General features: G+C 61.3%; 14 protein-coding genes and 1 pseudogene. 6 read left to right on the forward strand and 9 right to left on the reverse strand.

Annotated features, from left to right (window positions below; all coding sequences use genetic code 11):
• The first annotated feature begins 88 nt into the window (after positions 1-88).
• A complete protein-coding gene (locus MKZ40_RS08100) occupies positions 89-1,648 on the forward strand; it encodes a PLP-dependent aminotransferase family protein (protein ID WP_175088839.1) in 1,560 nt (519 codons plus the stop codon).
• 88 nt (positions 1,649-1,736) lie between these two features.
• Here the strand turns inward: MKZ40_RS08100 and MKZ40_RS08105 are convergent, their stop codons facing one another.
• The 7 genes from MKZ40_RS08105 to MKZ40_RS08135 form a co-directional block, all read right to left on the reverse strand.
• The gene (locus MKZ40_RS08105) at positions 1,737-2,477 is read right to left on the reverse strand and encodes a cytochrome c (RefSeq protein WP_175088838.1); all 741 of its coding nucleotides are present in this window, start codon (positions 2,475-2,477) and stop codon (positions 1,737-1,739) included.
• A 77-nt stretch (positions 2,478-2,554) separates the two neighbouring features.
• Positions 2,555-4,159 carry a flavin monoamine oxidase family protein gene (locus MKZ40_RS08110; RefSeq protein WP_175088837.1) on the reverse strand — a complete coding sequence of 535 codons (1,605 nt, stop codon included), beginning with the start codon at positions 4,157-4,159 and terminating at the stop codon, positions 2,555-2,557.
• Positions 4,160-4,169: 10 nt separating this feature from the next.
• Positions 4,170-5,666 (reverse strand): cytochrome c, encoded by a 1,497-nt coding sequence (locus tag MKZ40_RS08115; protein ID WP_175088836.1) that lies wholly within the window; start codon positions 5,664-5,666, stop codon positions 4,170-4,172.
• A gap of 798 nt (positions 5,667-6,464) precedes the next feature.
• Positions 6,465-7,601 (reverse strand): hypothetical protein, encoded by a 1,137-nt coding sequence (locus MKZ40_RS08120; protein WP_175088835.1) that lies wholly within the window; start codon positions 7,599-7,601, stop codon positions 6,465-6,467.
• Between the two features lie 153 nt (positions 7,602-7,754).
• A complete protein-coding gene (locus MKZ40_RS08125) occupies positions 7,755-8,777 on the reverse strand; it encodes a patatin-like phospholipase family protein (protein WP_175088834.1) in 1,023 nt (340 codons plus the stop codon).
• Positions 8,778-9,103: 326 nt separating this feature from the next.
• The gene (locus MKZ40_RS08130; RefSeq protein WP_175088833.1) at positions 9,104-9,958 is read right to left on the reverse strand and encodes an SDR family oxidoreductase; all 855 of its coding nucleotides are present in this window, start codon (positions 9,956-9,958) and stop codon (positions 9,104-9,106) included.
• Between the two features lie 198 nt (positions 9,959-10,156).
• Positions 10,157-10,510 carry a hypothetical protein gene (locus tag MKZ40_RS08135; RefSeq protein ID WP_175088832.1) on the reverse strand — a complete coding sequence of 118 codons (354 nt, stop codon included), beginning with the start codon at positions 10,508-10,510 and terminating at the stop codon, positions 10,157-10,159.
• A gap of 441 nt (positions 10,511-10,951) precedes the next feature.
• Between MKZ40_RS08135 and MKZ40_RS08140 the strand changes: the two are divergent.
• Positions 10,952-11,632 (forward strand): annotated as a pseudogene (locus tag MKZ40_RS08140) (hypothetical protein); the annotation flags it as partial.
• A 347-nt stretch (positions 11,633-11,979) separates the two neighbouring features.
• Here MKZ40_RS08140 and MKZ40_RS08145 read toward each other — a convergent pair.
• Positions 11,980-12,420, reverse strand: coding sequence for a hemerythrin domain-containing protein (locus MKZ40_RS08145; RefSeq protein ID WP_153635859.1), 441 nt, complete (start codon positions 12,418-12,420; stop codon positions 11,980-11,982).
• Positions 12,421-12,685: 265 nt separating this feature from the next.
• On the opposite strand from MKZ40_RS08145, the gene MKZ40_RS08150 reads away from it, so the two are divergent.
• From MKZ40_RS08150 to MKZ40_RS08165, 4 genes are all read left to right on the forward strand, one after another.
• Entirely contained in the window at positions 12,686-15,124 is a 2,439-nt protein-coding gene (locus tag MKZ40_RS08150; protein WP_175088831.1) for an FdhF/YdeP family oxidoreductase, read from the forward strand.
• Positions 15,125-15,654: 530 nt separating this feature from the next.
• Positions 15,655-16,917 carry a cytosine permease gene (codB, locus tag MKZ40_RS08155; RefSeq protein ID WP_175088868.1) on the forward strand — a complete coding sequence of 421 codons (1,263 nt, stop codon included), beginning with the start codon at positions 15,655-15,657 and terminating at the stop codon, positions 16,915-16,917.
• 151 nt (positions 16,918-17,068) lie between these two features.
• Entirely contained in the window at positions 17,069-17,362 is a 294-nt protein-coding gene (locus tag MKZ40_RS08160; protein ID WP_175088830.1) for a type II toxin-antitoxin system RelE/ParE family toxin, read from the forward strand.
• A gap of 14 nt (positions 17,363-17,376) precedes the next feature.
• Positions 17,377-17,706 (forward strand): HigA family addiction module antitoxin, encoded by a 330-nt coding sequence (locus tag MKZ40_RS08165; protein ID WP_153635856.1) that lies wholly within the window; start codon positions 17,377-17,379, stop codon positions 17,704-17,706.
• A gap of 144 nt (positions 17,707-17,850) precedes the next feature.
• Here MKZ40_RS08165 and MKZ40_RS08170 read toward each other — a convergent pair whose 3' ends face one another.
• The gene (locus tag MKZ40_RS08170) at positions 17,851-18,843 is read right to left on the reverse strand and encodes an EamA family transporter (RefSeq protein WP_175088829.1); all 993 of its coding nucleotides are present in this window, start codon (positions 18,841-18,843) and stop codon (positions 17,851-17,853) included.
• Between the last annotated feature and the right edge of the window lie 152 nt (positions 18,844-18,995).

The following is an 18,995-nucleotide window of genomic DNA, read 5'->3' on the forward strand; positions in this document are numbered from 1 at the left end:
TGGGACAGCCTCGAGGAGCTGCGTGACACCATATCGACAAAGACAAAGACAAAGACAAAGACAAAGACAGCGACAACGGGAGACCGGGATGGAACTGGCCGCGCTGGAGCCGCTGATCGAATGTTACCGCCGCCAGTCCGAGACGCTGGGCAAGCAGGTGAGGCTGGAGCAGGCGTTGCTCGAGATGATTCGTGACCAGTGGCCGGTGGGGGTACGGCTGCCTCCGCATCGCAAGCTATGCGAGGCCCTGGGTGTAGCGCGCAATACGCTGGCCTTGGCGATCAAGTCGCTGATCGAGGAGGGCTATCTGCACACCGGGCAGGGCCAGGGCACCTGGACGCGCCGCCCGCATGCCGCGAGACCCGGCAGCGCCTCGCCCGAGGCACCTGCGCCACTGCCGCTCTCCACTCGCGCACGTCGGGTGCTGGGCGGGCAGGGTGCCAGCCTGATCCAGAGTGGCGCCTTCGTGCCGGGCATTCCGGATATCGCGCGCTTTCCGATGCGCAAGTGGCGTCAGCTATATGCCAGCGTCACGGTGCCCCACAACGCGCTCCTGCTGTCGTATTCCAGCGGTGGCTATGGCCCGCTCAAGCGGGAGATTCGGGACTTTCTGCGCCGTTGGCGCAACATCGATTGCGATACTCAGCAGATCATCATCACCGAGGGCACCCACCACGGCATCGAGCTGTGCGCGCTGGCGCTGGCGGACGCCGGCCAGCAGGTGGTGATGGAGTCTCCCTGCTACTGGGGGGCACGCAATGTCTTTCTGGCTGCCGGACTCGAGACCCGGCAGATTCCCTGGCGGCCGGTGAACGACACGACGAGTGATACGACTAATGAGTCAGGACACGACCTCACCTCGCTTGGCGAGGGGCCGGTGCAGATCGCCTATTTCACCGGCTCGCATCACTATCCGCTGAGTGTGCCCACCTCGCGGCGTGACAAGCTGGCGCTCTGCGAGGCCTGTCAGCCCGCCTATATCCTCGAGGATGATTACGAGTTCAGCGGTGATGATCATGGCGAGTTGCTGTTTGATCCCGATTCCGGCAATCGCCTGCTGGTGGGCTCGTTCTCCAAACTGATGTTTCCCGGGCTGCGGCTGGGCTACCTGGTGGTACCGCGCGCGCTGGCCGGGCCGATGAACCGTCTGCGCAGTGAGGTGTTCCGCGAGGGGCGAATGCTCGATCAGGCGGTGTTGGCGCAGTTCATCGCCGATGGGGATCTCGATGCCTGGTATCAGCGCATCCAGCGCGATTATCTGGGCCGGCAGCAGGTGGTGCATGACCAGCTGTGTCAGGTGAAGGGCGTGATCAGTGTCTCGCCGCCATCACGCGCTATCAGCCTGTGCGTGCAGTTTGCCCCCGAGGTCGACGACAAGCGCGTCGCGCAACTGATGGTCAAGGAGCATCTGATCGTGCGGCCGTTAAGTCCGGTGTGTAGTGCCAATGATTCGCGTCGTGGCCTGGTGCTCGGAGTGGGTATGTTGGCGGGAGATAGCCTTGTCAACGAGGTGGCGCGCCTACGGCGCACGCTGGAGAGCATCCTGAGCATGCGCGACATCCGTTTGGGCGGCACTCCGCTGGGCGGCACTCCGCTGGGCGGCACCCCGCTGGGCGGCACCCCGCTGGGCGGCACCCCGCTACGCTAGCCCTGACGAGTGTGACGACACTCGCTGTCGTGATCCTGTGGCCTGCGGACGGGCGTGATTGCTGACCACAGGATAGGCACGCCCGGCTTCAGCGAGGTTCGGCCTTGCCGTGATCGGGACGCATGCGCGCGACATCCTCGGCACTCAGCGTCGCCTCGAGCTGGTTGCCGAAATGGCTACGCAGGTGATTCACCACATCGGCGATCTGCTTGTCACTCAATGTGTCGCCGAAGCCAGGCATGCCGCGCAGGCCATTGAGCACCACATCAACGGCATAGTAGGGCGTGCGCAGTCGTTCATTGCCGACGAAGGACGGGAAGGTGCCGGCGCTCTGAGCGCCCTGACCATCTGCCATGTGGCAGGCCTGACACAAGGTCTCATAGACTGCCTTGCCGCTGCTGGCGGAATACCCCTTGGTGTCGGCAAACCACTCCTCCCAGCGCGGGTCTACCTCCTGGCTGCCGGACGTGACGGGCGCACTGATAGTGCCTGTCTTCCCCGTTGCCTCGCCGGTGGCTTTCAGGGTGCCCTTGCTGGCGCCTGGCCTGGAGCTGTCCTCGGCGGTCTTGTCAGTCGAGTTGCTGGCGCCTTCTCGGGAAGGCCCGCCAGCACCGCTTTCGGGTGTCTTTTTCGCCCCTTGTTCAGGCTTCTGGTCCGGGGGTGCCGTGGTGTCCTGGCGGGAGTCTGCCTGACTCACTACCCACGGCGGCGTGAGACGGTGATGTTGCATGCTGTCGTTCGTCGCTGCGGCGGCCGATACCGTCAGGGCCGTGGTGGTCAGACTCACCGCGCCCAGAGCACAGGCCATCACGCTACTACGCCATCCCATGGTGGCGAATTTCGTTGCTTGCCTGGTTGCGCCCTTCGCCGATGAACCGGTGTCGTGGAAGATCAACTTGGCCCCCCTCAGGCGCTTGCCTTGTGCTTGGTGGCTTTCTCGTGCAGACGTTGGCTGGCATCCATGCCCGACAGAATGGCGCCTTCCTGCCAGGCAGGGATGTAGGAGCAGTGCTCGCCGGCCAGCACCAGTCGATGATCGATCTCGCACAGTGTCTCGTAGTGTGCCGCACGCAGTTCATCGGTCCACAGGCCGTAGCAGCCCAGCGACCAGGGGCTGCGATGCCAGGACCACGAGACCCCGCTCAAGAATTCCTCTTCATACTGGGGGTGGATCTGTTTGCCGTAGGCCAGCGCTGCCTTGATGCGTTCCCTGGCGGTCAGCGTGGACATCGTGTAGCTGTTGGGATCATCGAAGGTGTAGGCAGCCAGCAGGACCGCCGGGCCATCACTGAAGTAGTCGTAGGCCGGATAGGAGATGGTGGTGATTGGCAGGTCGGTGAAGGTAATACCCCCGAAGATGCTCTCGTCCTGTTCCCAGAAGCGACGCTTGAACTCGAGACCTGTCTTGGTGGAGCTGCCATAGGGCACTGCGGCGATGGCCTGACGCAAGGCCGGCGAGGCATCCACCGGAATCTGGCTGAGGATCGACAGCGGAATGTTGCACACGCACCAGTCGGCGCTGCGCGTCTTGATGTCGTACGGCCGGCTCGGGTCGATGTAGTGCACGGTGACCTGAGTCTCGGACTGTTCGATGCGCACCACCTGGGCGCGATATTCAATCAGGTCCCCGACCTCGCGCGCGAAGCCCTTGGCGATCTGATCCATGCCGCCCACCGGCTCGAAGATGGTGTGCTGGTACTCGTTGTTGAAGTAATCCAGCAGCAGTCCCCACAGCCCGGAGTGCAGCAGCTCCTTGAAATCCAGTGGCTTGCTGGGCGACGGCCTTGGCATCAGGCCGCCGGCAGGCCAATGCTCGTAGCCTCGGAAGCGGCTGGCCTTGAGACTTTGCTGATACTGGTGATCGCCGGTCAGGCGCCCCCAGTCATCCAGCTGGTCGAGCAGAGCCTCGCAGTCTTCCTTCGTCAGTACTTCGTCCAGTGCACGTTGGTCGGTGGCCTTGGCCAGCAGCTCCGAGGTGTAGCCGTGGATGTCGGTCAGCACTTCCCGTATCCGCTGTGGCTTGCCCTCAAAAGCGTTCTGCGCGTGCACATAGGCGTTGTAGTTGAGCTGGATGAAGGGTTCTAGCTTGACCCCGAATTTCTTGCAGTAATGCAGCACACCGTAGTGGTGATAAGGCACCCGCCACGGGCCGACATTGATGTAGTTGCCAGGCGAGAAGTTGCAGTGCTGTGTCTCGCCGGAAAGATCAGTGACCGTATCCCCGGCGTGGAGCGTGAAGCAGCGCCCGCCGGCCCGCTCGCTGTATTCCAGTACGCTGACGTCGTAACCCGCCTTGCGCAATTCGTAGGCCGCCGTCATGCCCCCGAGGCCGGCCCCCAGCACCAGAACGCTGTCACCCTTGGGGGCCTGTGAGAGATTCAATTCACCGATGAAGGTCGAGGCCTTGGCAAGGCCCATGGAGGACATGGCGGAATACAGTGCGCTCGCACCAGCGGTTCTGCCGATCATGGTCAGCAGGTCGCGACGTGTCATGAAAGGAGGCGTAGGCATGAGAACACCCTTATGGCGAGTGATGGGTATTGGACGTGGCACTGGCGGGCTGGCGGCGATCATGGCGCCGCCATAGCCACCAACCCGCGAGGCCCGCCAGTGTCACGGCCACGATAATGCCCAGCCAGGCGAGGGTACCGGCGTGGCGTATCAGTGCCGGCACCGGGCGCTCGCCCGTGATCAGCTCATTGACGTCCTGCGCCGTGAGCTGACTCTCGTTGTGCCCGCCAAACTCGGTTCTGACATGGTTGGCCACCTTGGCGATCTCGGCATGGCTCAACACTTCAGCAAAGCCCGGCATCTGAGGCAGTGGCGTCGCGCCTTGATAGGCGACACCCTGGGTGATCACCGCGATGAGGTTGCGCGGGTCGGCGCGCCGCAGGGTGGTGTTCCCGTTCAGACTCGGGTAGAAGGAGACCGGCTGACCATTGCCATCTGCCGCGTGGCAGGCTGCACAATGGGTGAGGTAGAGCCCCTGTCCGGTGTCTGGTTGCGCGATATCGTCTGGCCTGAGGCCTTGCGTTGCCAGCGTGTCTTCGCGGTGGCGGGTGGCGGGGCTCACCACCGGCTCATGGCCGAGCAGTGCCTGATTGGCCATCTGATCGAACACGGGCTGTTGCTGGGCGTCATCCTCAATTGCTGGCACCGTCTTCAGATAAGCGGCGATCGCCAGACGATCCTTCTCACTCAGATATTGCAGGCTCTGATGGACAGCCTCGCCCATGGGGCCGGCTGCCTGGGCGACATAGCCTGCCATGCCATGTTTGAAATAATCCGCCAGTTGCTGGTCTTGCCAGGCACCGATACCCGACGTCTCATCGGAGGTTATGTTGGGGGCCGACCAGATTCCCAACCGTGCACCACTCAGATAACGCGTCGAGTCACTGGCCATGAAATCATCGCGAGGGGTATGGCAGGTACCACAATGTGCCAGATGATCCACGAGGTATTGCCCACGACTCACCGCCCCATCCTGTCCCTGTGAGGCAGGATCATCTTCAAGTTCGAGCGTATTCCACATCGCCATCAATATCCGGAAATTGAATGGGAAGTCCATGTCGGTGTGGGCCTCGGGTTCGCGATCCACTGCGGGAATACTTTGCAGATAGGCGTATAGTGCCGCGATATCGTCTTGCTTCATGCCACGATAGGAAGGGTAAGGCATGGCGGGATACAGATGGCTGCCGTCGGGCGTCTTGCCATGGCGCAACACGTTGGTGAGGTCTTCCAGCGAATAATCGCCGATACCGTATTCCTTTGATGATGTGATATTGGTGGCGACCACGTCGCCCATCGGCGTGCTGATCGGCCGGCCCCCAGCGTAGGGCGTGCCATCAGGGCCCATGTGACAAGCCGCGCAGTCAGCCGCCAGGGCGATGTATTTCCCATGCTCGATCTCGGCCCTGGGAGATGTGGTCTCGGTTGCTTCACTGGCATGAGCGGTGGCGATCCCTACCACACTGCCCAGTACCAGCAGTCCCGTTGTCCGTAACGATTGCTTGCGCATGAGTCACGTCCTGTCATGGGTAACGAAGGCAAATCGTGGCGTCCTGACCTGGATAATGACTATCAATCTTCCGGTCAAAGGACTGACATTCCTGTGTGATTCCTCTGAACAAGCCTTGTCGCTCTTCAATCCGGCTATCCAGGGTCAAGAACGTATTTCTCATCAGGTGATGTTCTGCCACCTGCTAGTCTGACATGTTTTCATGTTAGTTCAGGTTCTTCGATTATTCTAAAGTTTAGAGATTTTCCGCAAGTTAATGGTGGGCGTCTCGAGAGCAGGGGCCACTGAAGCTGGAGTTGGATAGTTGAATTAACGGAAAACCTCTACCGTCAAGAGCAGTCTTCAAGAGTAATCAGAAAGAGCAGTCGCGAGGAGGAGGTCAGGCGAAGTCGCCAAGGGAAGATTGACAGAGGATACGGGGACGGCCTGAGTGAGAGGGTACAGCGGAAAGCAGGGCTGAGAGCAGAAGAGACTCTCATCAGGATGGAATGATCAGGTTGGAATAAAGGGGGAGTCAGGAACGAAACGGGCAGCGGTGTGATTCGCGAAGTGCAGTGGGAGCAGCGAGCGAAACAGCGTGAATCTCAAGCTTCGTGCCTGAAGCCCTGTTTCTCAAGTGCTAGATCTCAAGTGCTACATCTCAAGTGCCATGTCTCAGGTTGTATATCTTCTCAGTCTGTATGTCTCAAGCCCATAGAGGTGGACGATAACTGAAAGCCGTGCGCAACCTGTCTAAGAGAGACGATAAATGCCCTCTAAACCATGCTTCCTGCATCTGGTTCAGAGGGACGTGGACTGCTAGCGCATGCGCTCGGTCAGCTTGCGGAATTCCTCGCGCATGGCGCTGTTCTCGAAGCTGGTGGCGACCGGCACCTGCAGTCCGGCGAGGGTGTCGAAGGTCTTGACACCCTGGCGGATCAGGTCGGCAACGTGAGCGCTGAGCTTGACGGTGCGATAGGTATTGGTCGCCACCGCAAGCTCGCGCTGGCTCTTGGTCAGAGAGGTCGTGACGCGGTCGCGCTGCTCGGTGACCAGCGAGCGATACAGGTTGATCGTCTTGAGCGTCAGCGCATTGGCGCGGATGTTGTTCTCCAGGCTCTCGCGTGACCCGCCTTGCTTGATCAGCGTGCGGGCTTCTCGCGTGGTGGCCTCGGCTTCGTCGGCGAAGCCTTGCAGTTGCGGCAATACCTCATCATTCACGCGCGTGATGAAGTCCTGCTGCATGGTCACGATCATGCGGTGAAGCATGACGACCATGCCGTAATAACGACGCGCGTAGTCGAGGTTCTCGCCGCTGTCGCGGGTCAGCTCCGCGAGCTGCTGGGCCACCGACTTGATGCTGGCGAACACGACACTCATGGTCAGCACATCATCGCCGACCACCGAGGACAGCCATACCTGGACCTGGTCTGGCGTCAGGGTGATGCCGATCTCCTCGAGTCGCGCGGCCAGCTTGCCTTCCAGCGTGGTCAGCTCGCCCTGATAGGCGGCGATGTTCTTCTCATGCGCGGCGATCAGCAGATCATAATCGCCGCGCGTACTGGCGGTGAATTCGCGCAGGGTGTCGGTGGGCGTGAGGCGCGTCAGCGTCGAGACATCGGTGTCAGGCGCAAGGATGCGCTTTTCCTTCAGCTCGGAAATTTCGCTACGCGACTCGCGTATCTTGTCCTCGACCTGGCGATAGGTGCTGCGCAATGTCGAGAGCTGCGGGACGTCGAGGGCCTGCATGGCTTCCTCTATCATCTCGTCCATATCGCTGCGCGCCGACGCTTGATCGCGGCTGATCCATGCCTCTTCCGGCAAGGTGTCCATTTCATCGAAATAGCTGACCGCCTTCTTCAGGGTGGCGAAGGCTTCCGGCTGGTCAAAGCGCATATCGTCGTCTGACTGCGCTGTAGTGGGTACGAGAATCGCCAGAGATAAAGTGAGAGTCACCAGCATTCGCCATGTTGAGTTGGCGGGGCGAATGCGAGTGTCTTGCGGTGTGCCATGTGTCATTGAATGAACTCGGGTCGGCGTGAAGCACGGCAGCGCAGAGTAGCAAAATCGCTGACAGACGTCTCCGAGTGCAATGTGGGGAAGGCTTGCTCAGTGCGGTTGATAGGCTTGCGGCCGGCCGGTGAGGGGATCGATGCGGTCAAGCGAGGGCCCTTGGTAGCGGTCGGTGATCAGGGCCACCACAGCGTCACCATATTGCTCGAACCAGAAATCGCCCATGGCCTTCAGATGCTTGATGTTGGTGGTGCTGATGTCGTCCATCGCGTCATCAGGCGCCTTGAGCATTCCCGGTTGCGGGCGCATCTCGGCATTGACGCGGATATAGCTGCCCGGCGGCGAGATGGTGATGGCCTGATAGCCGACCACCTTCTCATCGGAGAGCACGTCGATCAGGCTGCCTTCCAGCACCCACTGCACTGCGCCCCAGTGCTGCGAATCCGGGCCATTGATCTTGCGCGTGCGTGTTCCGGTGCCGATCGACAGCACGCGACGCGGCTCATGCGGCCACAGGCGACAGGCTTCGGCGATGGCGCACATGGTGGGGTTGTTGGCGATGACGCCGCCATCGATCAGCCAGGTCTGCTCGTTGTCCGGCCCGAGCTTCATGTCGCGGGTCGGGAAGTAGGTCGGCGCCGCGCTGGAGGCGTCCGCGGCCTGCCAGGCCAGCAGCTTGTGATGCTCGCGCTTGCTCGACTTCAGGACATGCGGGCGGCGTCTCTCGATGCCGTAGGTGACGACAAGCACCTGCTTGCCAGCGGGGACATCCCTGAGCCTGGCCTGGCCGAGGTGCTTCTTGAGCATCGTGCTCTTGCCCTTGGCCTCGTACTTGGGCGCATTGATGCCATCGAGTTCGAACCAGCCGCGGTTGTCGGCGAAGATCTGCCTGGCGCTGGTCGCGCTGTAGAGCCCATTGATGTCCTCGAGGCTCATGTCGGTGGTGGCCAGCGCCAGCGCGATCAGACTGCCGGTGCTGGTGCCCGCATAGAAATCGACCCGCTCACGTAGGCTGGTCTGGTGGTCATTTCTGAGTGTCGCATCGACACGCATCAGGAACTGCGCGGTGGCCGCCCCGCGTATTCCGCCGCCATCCAGTGAAAGAATCAGCTTGGACATGCTTGCCTCCTGCAGAGCGGGTAATGCTCAGTCCTGTCCACGGCAACGTCTGTGGCTGCTACCAGAATAGAGAGGCCACTGGCTTTCAGCCGACTGAAAAGACTGATACGGACAGACAGGAGGACCTGATACTTCCAGGGAGAGTAAAGGCGGCATGAACGCGGAGCAGGCGCTGAGGTGCGGCGCATCTTCCATGAACCGTCCCCTATGCAAGAAGGCCACCCGGATCGGGTGGCCTTGCGTTTTCTGCGCGGTTGTTCCTCGCCGTTTGCAGCGGTACTGCCCTCAAGCATCAGGCGCAGTGGGCGCCTGAAAAAGCAGGGCGATCAGGTGTTGAGCACGACGCCGCCGTTGAGGTGAATCGTCTGGCCTGTCATGTAGCTTGAATCTTCGCTGGCCAGATAGACGTAGGCCGGGCCCATCTCGCTAGGCTGACCGGGGCGCTCCATCGGTACTTGCTGGCCGAAGTTGGCGACCTTTTCGTCCTCGAAGCTGGCGGGGATCAAGGGAGTCCAGACCGGGCCGGGTGCAACCGCATTGACGCGAATGCCGCGGTCCATCAGCGTGCCGGAAAGTGAGCGTACCAGCCCCTGGATGGCGCCCTTGGTGGCGCTGTAATCGATCAGGCTGTCGTTGCCCTTGAAGGCGTTGACGGACGAGGTGGCGATGATGGAATCGCCTTTGGAGAGATGCGGCACGGCGGCCTTGATCATGTAGAAGTGGCTGAACAGATTGGTCTTGAAGGTGCGCTCGATCTGTTCGTCATCGATCTCGGTGACGTCGTCCCAGTCGTACTGTTCTGCAGCATTGTTGACCAGGATATTCAGCTGACCGAATTCCTCCAGCGCGCCCTCGACAACCTTGCGGCAGAAGGCCGGGTCACCGATATCCCCTGCGATGCGGCGTCCGCGTCTGCCTTCGGCTTCGATCAGACGGATGGTCTCCTGCGCATCGACTTCTTCACTGCCCAGGTGCGTGATCAGACAATCGGCTCCCTCGCGTGCGAAGTGCACGGCGGCGGCGCGGCCGATACCGCTGTCACCACCGGTGATGACTGCCACCTTGCCCAGGAGCTTGCCGCTGCCGCGATAGCTCTCGCGGATATATTCGGGCTTGGGGTCCATGCGATGTTCATCGCCCGGTTGCTGGTTCTGATGCTGTGGGGGCTGTTGCTGAGTCATGCCGTCACCTCCGGTTCGTTGATCGTGAATGCGCTGATGCGCCTTCAGACGCTGAACGTCTGCCAATGGACCTGTGGACGATCCCGTCGGATTAAACCCCTCCATCATAATTTTCTTGTTTAGTAATGTTAAAACGCCCAGTCCTGCATGAGCAGAACTGGGCGTCGGGTTGTCTCGTTTCGGTACGCCTGGCGGTGGTCAGGAGAGCGCATCCTCATGCTTGTCATGCACGGTGGCTGGCGTACTGGCACCCGCTGCCATGGACTGGGCAAGCGGAACACGCGGCTCACTTTCCTTGGTCTGTTCTATGCCATGCAGGCTTGGCAGATTGGCAGGGGCATGCCCGGGGCCGTTTTCGAGGCTGGGCAGGGCCTTGCGAATGATGCTCGCGCATAGCACACGATGTTCATGCAAAATCAGACCTTCCCGCTCGAGGAATTGCAGCAGCCGAGTGGCAGAAACCAATGCCACGATGGGATGGAGATCGCGAAAGTGTTCCTCGACCTGGCTGGCGCTGATCGTCGCGAGTCGCTCCGGATGAGTATGCGGCATCGAAATATCCTCTTTTCGGGTTCCGATGAGTCGGAATCTTGAGTGATTCTCTAGGTGTCACGCTGCTTCGTCGGCGGTGAGGCTAGCCCATCTGCCGGCGAGACCCACGCGCTTTTCATTGCGCGCCAGCCATCAGGCAAGTGACAGTTGCTACTGAGAGTGTTCGTTCTGAGTGTGTCTGGTTTACGACGGTGTTGCGTTCTACAAAAACTAGTATTAGAGAATTCGCGAATATCTTCCAGCCTTGATGCGCGCATGCTCTCATTTTTCTCGTGCTTTCGCGAAACTTCATGCCTTCGCGCAGGCGGATACCTGCCATGGGGTTCTGACTGTTAGACTAACGCTCCCCCCATGTCGTACAGATGTCCGTCATGTTGAATATAGTCAGGATGGCCACGAAGCCACCTGACAGATGATCATTTTTCCTTCTATGGATGTGCCATGAAACGCTTTGTGCTGCTCGATACCGCGCCGATCCCCGGCACGTCGGATTCGTTGTGTCTGTTCGAGTATGGCGAGGACTTTGTCATCAAGATCGAGAGCGGCAAGGGCGGGCAGCTGATGAACACCCGCATGCATGGCTCGGAAGATGCGCTGGCCGAGATTCCTGCCGGCCTGCTCAATAGTCGCGGCACGTCGGCGGCGCCACAGCGCGTTCTGATCGGCGGCCTGGGGATGGGCTTCACGCTGGCTGCCGCGCTCAAGCACTTCAAGCCAGATGCCGAGGTGGTCGTCGCCGAGCTGGTGCCGGGAGTGGTGGCCTGGAATGACGGCCCGCTGGGGGCCAAGGCGGGCTATCCGATTCGGGACCCGCGCACGACAGTCGAGAATCGCGATGTCGCCGAGGTGCTGCGTGAAGCGCCTGGCGGCTTCGATGCCATCATGCTGGATGTGGACAATGGCCCGGAAGGCCTGACCGCGGATGACAACGACTGGCTCTACAGTGCGGAGGGGCTGGTGGTATGCGCCAGGGCGTTGCGCCCGGCCGGCATTCTGGCGGTGTGGTCGGCCACGGCCGATGCGCGTTTCTCGCAGCGCCTGTCGCGGGCCGGTTTCAAGGCCGAAGCGCGTCAGGTCTACGCACATGGCACCTCCGGGGCCAAGCACACCATCTGGATCGCGCGTTACGTGGGGCGCTCCGAGGCACTTGATGCCAGGCCGAAGGCTGGGAAAGGCAAGGGCAAGCGCTCAGGCAGCCCAAGTAGAAAGCCGGCAGCGAAAGGTACCGCACGGCCATCGCGCCGCAAGTAACCCGAGTGCGTCGTGGCTGATGACGTGATGGATGACTCTTCGCCTCATTCGCTATGACACACGCTGTGAGAGACAGCAGCGCCTTCGCGGCTAGTTGAACGCATGACAAAACGGGCTGGCCACATGATGTGGTCAGCCCGTTTTGGTGTACGTCATCGGCGGCTATCGATAGCGTTCAGCCTGTTGAAGCGCCAAGCGCTTTCGGCCTGAATTCTGGCTCAGGCCGCTTCGCGCGCCTTCATGTCCTGATGATATTCCTCGGCGAGGCGTTTCTTGGTGGCGTCATCGAAGACGCGGCCTGCCAGCTGGAAGACTTCCTGCTCTTCCTCATCCAGATGGTGGGTCACCAGGTGCTCGAGCTGCTTGGCGGTGGCCAGCCAGCCCGGCGAGCTGTAGTCGGTCGCCTCGAGCTTCTCGACCAGCTCATCGATCTCATGGTGCTCGGCGACACTGTGACGCGCCTTCTCCTGCGTCATGTCGTGCTCCATCATCGGCATGTAGAGCGCGCGTTCCTCAGCACCGGCGTGATTGGTCAGCGATTCCTTGAGACGCTTGAACAGGTCATCGCGCGGCTCGCTGTCACCTTCGGTCTGCAGCAGCATGTCCAGCAGGCGGCGTTGTTCGTCGTGGGTCTCGCGCAGGGCTTCAAATACGGTCATGTTCCAGCTCCTCATCATGTCTGGCGTGTTGAGTGGCGGGTCTGCTTGTGTGGTCTTGCTCAAGTGCGATCTTGCTTGTGTCAGGTCTGTACAACTCTGGTGGCGGATCGGCGGAAGTTCAAGTGCGCAACGGCGATCGGCCTTGAAAAAGGCTTGGCGCGAGTCAAGGAAGCAAGGGTGACCCTTGAATTCTTTGTTCGGTGGCGTGCCCGCAGCGGTGTCTGATCTATGCCAGCCGCCGGCCGCCACCGTCAGGAGCCCCGACATGTCCCAAGACCAGACCACGCCAGTCGATTCCTTCAGCCCCAAGGGGTCCCACGCGCCGGCGTTATCGGCGTCGCTGTCAGGCAGTCAGCTGGACCGGCCGCCGGGCGGTGGCTGGCCGTCGATCAAGGCGGTCGAGAAGTTCATCTGGCAGGAGCATCTACCCATCGAGGGCCATCGCAGCCTGATGAAGATGAACAAGCCCGATGGCTTCTACTGCCCGAGCTGCGCCTGGCCGAATGGTGACAAACCCAAGGGGGCCAACTTCTGCGAAAACGGTGCCAAGGCGCTGGCGTGGGAGGCGACACGTGAACGTGTCAGTGATGAGCTGTTCGCCAACAATACGCTCAGCGAGTTGCGTGAATGGTCGGATCACCATCTGGAGAAGGAAGGGCGCTTGACGCGCCCCCTGCGCTACAACGCCCAGACGGACCGCTACGAGATCACCAGTTGGGAAGCGGCCTACGCCGAGATCGGCCAGCGCCTCAAACGCTATGAGGACCCGAATCAGGTCGAGTTCTACACCTCGGGGCGTACCTCCAACGAGGCGGCGTTCCTGTTTTCCCTGTTCGGGCGCATGTACGGCACCAACAACTTCCCGGACTGCTCGAACATGTGCCACGAGACCACCTCGCGGGCGCTGCCGGAGTCCATCGGCATCGGCAAGGCGACGGTCAATCTCGAGGACTTCAAGCAGGCCGATGCCATCTTCATCTTCGGCCAGAACAGCGGTACCAACAGCCCGCGCATGATGGGGGATCTCCACGAGGCGCGTGGCCGCGGGGCCGAAGTGGTCAGCTTCAACCCGCTGCGCGAGCGGGCGCTGGTCAGCTTTGCCGATCCGCAGTCGCCCAAGGACATGCTGAGCGGCAAGGGCGTCGAGATCAGCAGTCAGTATCATCAGCTGCGCATCGGCGGGGACCTCGCCGCCGTGCAGGCGATGTGCAAGTACGTGATCGAGGCCGACGATGCGCTGCGCGAGCGCAATCCGCATGCGGTGGGCTATCTGGATCACGACTTCATCGCCCAGCATACCCACGGCTTTGATGCCTTCGCCGAGCATTGCCGCAAGCTCGAGTGGCAGGACCTGGTCGCCATGTCCGGCCTGTCACGCGAATCGCTGGAACAGGCGGGGCAGACCTATCTGGAGGCTGAGCGCGTGATCTGCTGCTGGGGCATGGGCATCACCCAGCATGCGCGCGGCGGCGACACCATCCAGCAGATCATCAATCTGTTGCTGCTGCGCGGCAATATCGGCAAGCCCGGCGCGGGCGCCTGCCCGATACGCGGCCATTCCAATGTGCAGGGCGACCGCACCGTCGGCATCGAGAACCTGCCCAATGACGCGATGCTGGATGCCTTCGATCGGGTCTTCGATATCAAGTGCCCGCGCGAGAATGGCCATGATGTCGCCGAATGCTGCGAGGCGATTCTGCGCGGCGAGGTCCGCGCCTTCATCGGCATGGGGGGCAACTTCTTCCGCGCGATTCCTGATCAGAAGCGCGTGGTCGAGAAGGTGCACGATCTCGACATGACGGTGCATGTCGCCACCAAGCTCAATCGCAGTCACCTGCACCCCGGCAAGCATGGTTGGGTGCTGCCCACGATTGGCCACAGTGAACGTGACCTGCAGGCGGGCGCCGATGGCAAGGGCGCGGAGCAGGTCTCCAGTGCCGAGGACGGTATGTGCAACGTGGCGCCGTCGCGCGGCGTGATGGCACCGGCGGACCCAAGCCTGCACTCCGAGATCGCCATCACCTGTCAGCTGGCCAAGGCGACGTTGCCGCCGCACCCCACCGTGGATTGGGATTGGCTGCAGGCGGATTACGCACGGATTCGTGACCGCATCGAAGAGGTCTTTCCGCAGATCTTCCCCGACTACAATGCGCGCCTGGCTCAGGGCGGCTTCCACATCCGCATCGCGCCGCGCGAGCGTATCTGGCATACCGACTCGGGGCGTGCCAACTTCCTGTTCCCCGAGGGGTTGGGCACGGATGAGGAGGGTCTCGACAAGGTGACCCACGAGACACTGAACATGGATAGCACCTTCCTGCTCATCACCATGCGCGGGCATGACCAGTTCAATACCACCGTCTACTCCAATGATGATCGCTATCGCGACGTCTATGGCACGCGCATGGTGGTGATGATCAGCCCGCAGGATCTCGAGACGCTGGGGCTTAGCGAGGGGCAGCGCGTGACGCTGGAAACGGTCAGCGAAGACGGCGTCGAGCGCAGCATGGCGGGCTTCAAGCTCAAGGAATACGACATCCCGACCGGCTGTCTGGCAGCGTACTACCCGGAAACCAATGACCTGATTCCGCTGGATCACCGCGATGCGCGCAGCAATACGCCCGCCTCGAAATCGGTGCCGGTCAGACTGCGCCTGATGGACACTGAAGAGGTCAATGCCAGCGAAGGGGTGTTGGCGAGCAGCTGAAGGGTTCAGCATGAACCGCTAAACAAGGAAAGGCTGAAAAAAATTGCATCCTGTGCTCGGCGTCAGGTTTCGATGTCAGTGCAGGACGCCTCGAGCCACGCCACGCGCTGCACTGAAAGAGTGCGCTGCGGGGCGTTCTGGTGTCTGGCGCTCAAGTTGATGCCAACGTCGGCGTAATTGAGGGGTTTGTAGGTACTGCGCCGGACTAGCCGCGAAATCATTTCTGGAGGCGGTCTTGCGCCCGATCGCGTCTGCTGACAGGCCAGATTCTGACGCCTGTGTCAGCTTCATGAGGCAGACGACGAGCTGGCGTCTTGCACGGTTTGAGGATGGGTGGCGTGAATCTTGCGTGGTGGTAGGGTAGCGACCGCCGCTCTGACCACCACCTTGCGCGCAGGGGGCGGTGGTCGGCGTTCAGGCAGGCTGACACCACCACAAGACTCGACGACTCACGACCGAGCTCCAGGAAGGCACTCATGGCAGAACACTCCTCACCGCACGCCTCAGACCGCACCTCAGATCAGCAATCGATGACAGGCGAATCCGGCAATGACTATCCCTTGAGCGAAGTCCCCGCTTCGGCACGACGTGGGCTGCTTTCCACCTCGATGGTGCTGCTCGGCTTCACCTTCTTTACCGCCACCATGTGGGCGGGTGGGTCATTGGGTGCCGCGTTCGCGCTCAATGAACTGCTGTGGATCATCATGATCGGCAATCTGCTGCTCGGCGGTTACGCCGCTGCCTTGGCCTATATCGCCTGCAAGAGTGGTCTGAATTCAGTGCTGATGGGACGGCTGTGCTTTGGCGAGAAGGGCAGTCGCCTGTCTGACTTCGTGCTCGGGTTCACCCAGATCGGCTGGTACGCCTGGGGCACCGCGACCATCGCCATCGTGCTGGTCAAGACACTCGGCTTGCCCGAGTGGCTGACCACGCCGCTGATGATCATCTTCGGTTTCGCCTTCTGTCTGACGGCGATGATCGGCTATCGCGGGCTGGACATTCTCTCGCGCATCGCCGTGCCGGCCATGCTGCTGTTCATCCTGTTCAGTCTCTACACCGGCATGGTCGATGTCGGTGGCGTGGCAGGCCTTGCGTCACTGACGCCGAAGGATTCCATGAGCTGGACGGCCGCCATCACCGCGGTGATCGGCACCTTCATCAGCGGTGGCACCCAGGCAACCAATTGGAGCCGCTTCGCGCGTTCGCCGAAGATCGCCGTCATTGCCACCCTGGCGGCCTTCTTCGTTGGCAATGGCCTGATGGTGCTCACCGGCGCGCTCGGCGCGATGATCTACCAGCAAGCCGATATCGTTGACGTGATGATCGCCCAGGGGCTGGTCAGCCTCGCCGTCCTGATGCTGTTCCTCAATATCTGGACTACCCAGGACAACACCATCTACAACTTCGCGATCGCCGGCTGCAATCTGCTGCGTACCCCGCATCGTCAGCGTGTCACCCTGGGGGGCGCGGCCATCGGCACAGTGCTGGCGGTACTCGGCATGTATGAGTGGCTGATTCCGTTCCTGATTCTGCTCGGTACCTTCATCCCGCCGATCGGCGGCGTGATCATGGCCAACTTCTGGCTAGGCCACAAAGGACAGTATCCGCGCCTCGCCGAGATGCCCAAGGTGGATTACCACTGGCCGGGGCTCGCCGCCTACGCCATCGCCTGCCTGTGCGCCTGGAGCTCACCCTTCATGCCGCCGGTCGTGGGTGTCGTGGTCGCCTTCGTCGTCTACGGCGGGCTGATCAAGCTTGCCAAGGTAGAACTGGCCAGCAAGACGGCGGCGTGAGTGGTTGAGCGTCTGGTGTGAAGGGCAGAGGAATATGAAACGCCCAACGAGTCCTGGACTCGTTGGGCGTTTTTCCTGGGGGGTAGCGTCAGGGGAGAACCACTTGATGCACAACGTGGTTGTGCATAGAATGAGGAAAAAAGGTGCTGCCATGGCGGTGGAATTCAGGGATGTGTGGCTCGAGCGCTTCTATGAGCATGATGTTGGCCACCGCAAGATACCTGCGGCGCTCTCCAGTTCGCTCTACCGAAAGTTGCAGATTCTCGATGCCGCAAGTCAGGAGTCTGATCTGAGGGTTCCACCGAGCAATCGGTTCGAGCATCTGCAGGGCAATCTCGCAGGTTATTGCTCGATTCGTGTCAACAAGCAGTATCGACTCATCTTCCGGTGGGAGGCGGGGGTCGCCCATCAAACATATCTAGACCCGCATGCTTACAAGGGCTAGAGGAGGTAGCAGTGATGAGAAACACCCAGCGACGCCCGCTGACGGTAGGAGAGATGTTGACGGCAGAGTTTCTGGAGCCGATGAACATCGATATCCGCACCCTGGCCGAGGCGATGGGAGTGCACAGAAATACCCTGAGCCGTATCGTGCATGACAAGGGCACCTTGACGGCACCGATGGCCATCAAGCTGGCGGCTGCGCTAGGCAATACGCCGGAGTTCTGGCTCAACATCCAGCATGCCGTGGAGCTTTGGGATGTGCGACATCGTGCCTACGCGCAGGATGCCAAGGGCGTACGTCGGATAACACCGCAAGTGGATGCCGGCGAGCTTGCCTCGCATTGACGGCGCGCGCTCTTCACGGCGAGTGATTGAGATGGCGTGAGCCCGAGAGCTTATGCCCAGCAATGCAAAGCCCCAGCCTGAAACTCAGGCTGGGGCTTTGTGCTTTGCGCATTTGGTAACGCCTCGTCGTGCCGCTCACATTGATCAAGCGGTCGCTGGCTTCACCTGAATTACTAGACAGACGGCGATCAGCGCCATGCCGAGCCAGCCGAGCGGAGCAATATGTTCCCCGACGATGGTGACGGCGAGCAGGGCGGCGACCAGCGGTTCGAACAGGGTGAGCAGGGTGGCCTTGCTGGCGGCAACGGTCTTCAGGCCGTAGCCGAATGCAATATAGCCAAGGAACATCGGTACCAGCGCCATGTAGAGTGCGACCGATGTGTTGCCGGGGGTGGCGAACAGGCGCGGGTCGGCCACCAGCATGCTGAGACCCAGGCCGGCGATCAGCGCGATACCGGCGACGCCGAACAGGCTGCCCATGGCAGCGCGGGCGTGGGTGCCGTGGTCCATCATGCGCCGGGCGATCAGCGAATAGGCGGCGTAGGTCGTGCCGGCGATGATGCCCAGCAAGATGCCGGTCAGGCGTTGCCAGTGAGCGTCAGACACGCTCCCTGACCCTGTCCCCATCGTGTCGCCGCCGGCGCTGATGGCGGCAATATCTCCTCCATGAGTGGCCGTTTCGCCCACCGCCATCATCACCACACCGGCAATGCCCAGCGCGAGGCTGAGATACCAGCTCAGCGTGAGTCGGTGGTGGCCGAACAGGCGCTCCAGAATCGCCGCTGCCAGTGGCGACGTGGCGATGGTGATCACCGTGCCGATGGCGACACCGGCCAGATGCAACGAGGAGTAGAAAGCCAGCGGGTAGATGACGACACACACGGCACCGAGCAATACCCAGCGCTTCTGCGCCAACAGCAGGCTCAGACAGCCCATGATATTGGGTCGTGCGATCATTGCCTGAAGCAGGCCGCCGATACCCATGGCGAAGGCGCCGGTTGCCAGCGGACTGACATCCTGGTTGAAGTGGGCCGCCGTGCCGGTGGTGCCCCACAGCAGCGCGGCAAACAGCACGGCCAGGCTACCCATGTCGGTCGACAGTGAAGAGGCCGCGATATCAGAGCGATTGGTTGTCATGGTGATGTCCTTGCGTGTCTTGCCAATCCCGCGGCCTATTTCAGTCGCAGCATGAGTCCTGCGAAAGTGTGCTGAAACCACTTTCGGTCAAGTGAGTCGCCGTTGCCGGCTGACTACCGCTCAGGGCGCGCACTCCAACTTGCCAACAATTC

It is taken from the genome of Cobetia sp. BMC6 (assembly GCF_029991385.1).
Taxonomy (GTDB): domain Bacteria; phylum Pseudomonadota; class Gammaproteobacteria; order Pseudomonadales; family Halomonadaceae; genus Cobetia.

What these genes read in the sequence shown, in the direction of transcription:
- codB (WP_175088868.1), top strand. Translation starts at nt 15,655, where the DNA reads ATGACAGGCGAATCCGGCAATGACTATCCCTTGAGCGAAGTCCCCGCT.
- MKZ40_RS08165 (WP_153635856.1), top strand. Translation starts at nt 17,377, where the DNA reads ATGAGAAACACCCAGCGACGCCCGCTGACGGTAGGAGAGATGTTGACG.
- MKZ40_RS08115 (WP_175088836.1), bottom strand. Translation starts at nt 5,666, where the DNA reads ATGCGCAAGCAATCGTTACGGACAACGGGACTGCTGGTACTGGGCAGT.
- MKZ40_RS08110 (WP_175088837.1), bottom strand. Translation starts at nt 4,159, where the DNA reads ATGCCTACGCCTCCTTTCATGACACGTCGCGACCTGCTGACCATGATC.
- MKZ40_RS08150 (WP_175088831.1), top strand. Translation starts at nt 12,686, where the DNA reads ATGTCCCAAGACCAGACCACGCCAGTCGATTCCTTCAGCCCCAAGGGG.
- MKZ40_RS08105 (WP_175088838.1), bottom strand. Translation starts at nt 2,477, where the DNA reads ATGGGATGGCGTAGTAGCGTGATGGCCTGTGCTCTGGGCGCGGTGAGT.
- MKZ40_RS08135 (WP_175088832.1), bottom strand. Translation starts at nt 10,510, where the DNA reads ATGCCGCATACTCATCCGGAGCGACTCGCGACGATCAGCGCCAGCCAG.
- MKZ40_RS08145 (WP_153635859.1), bottom strand. Translation starts at nt 12,420, where the DNA reads ATGACCGTATTTGAAGCCCTGCGCGAGACCCACGACGAACAACGCCGC.
- MKZ40_RS08160 (WP_175088830.1), top strand. Translation starts at nt 17,069, where the DNA reads ATGGCGGTGGAATTCAGGGATGTGTGGCTCGAGCGCTTCTATGAGCAT.
- MKZ40_RS08125 (WP_175088834.1), bottom strand. Translation starts at nt 8,777, where the DNA reads ATGTCCAAGCTGATTCTTTCACTGGATGGCGGCGGAATACGCGGGGCG.
- MKZ40_RS08130 (WP_175088833.1), bottom strand. Translation starts at nt 9,958, where the DNA reads ATGACTCAGCAACAGCCCCCACAGCATCAGAACCAGCAACCGGGCGAT.
- MKZ40_RS08100 (WP_175088839.1), top strand. Translation starts at nt 89, where the DNA reads ATGGAACTGGCCGCGCTGGAGCCGCTGATCGAATGTTACCGCCGCCAG.
- MKZ40_RS08170 (WP_175088829.1), bottom strand. Translation starts at nt 18,843, where the DNA reads ATGACAACCAATCGCTCTGATATCGCGGCCTCTTCACTGTCGACCGAC.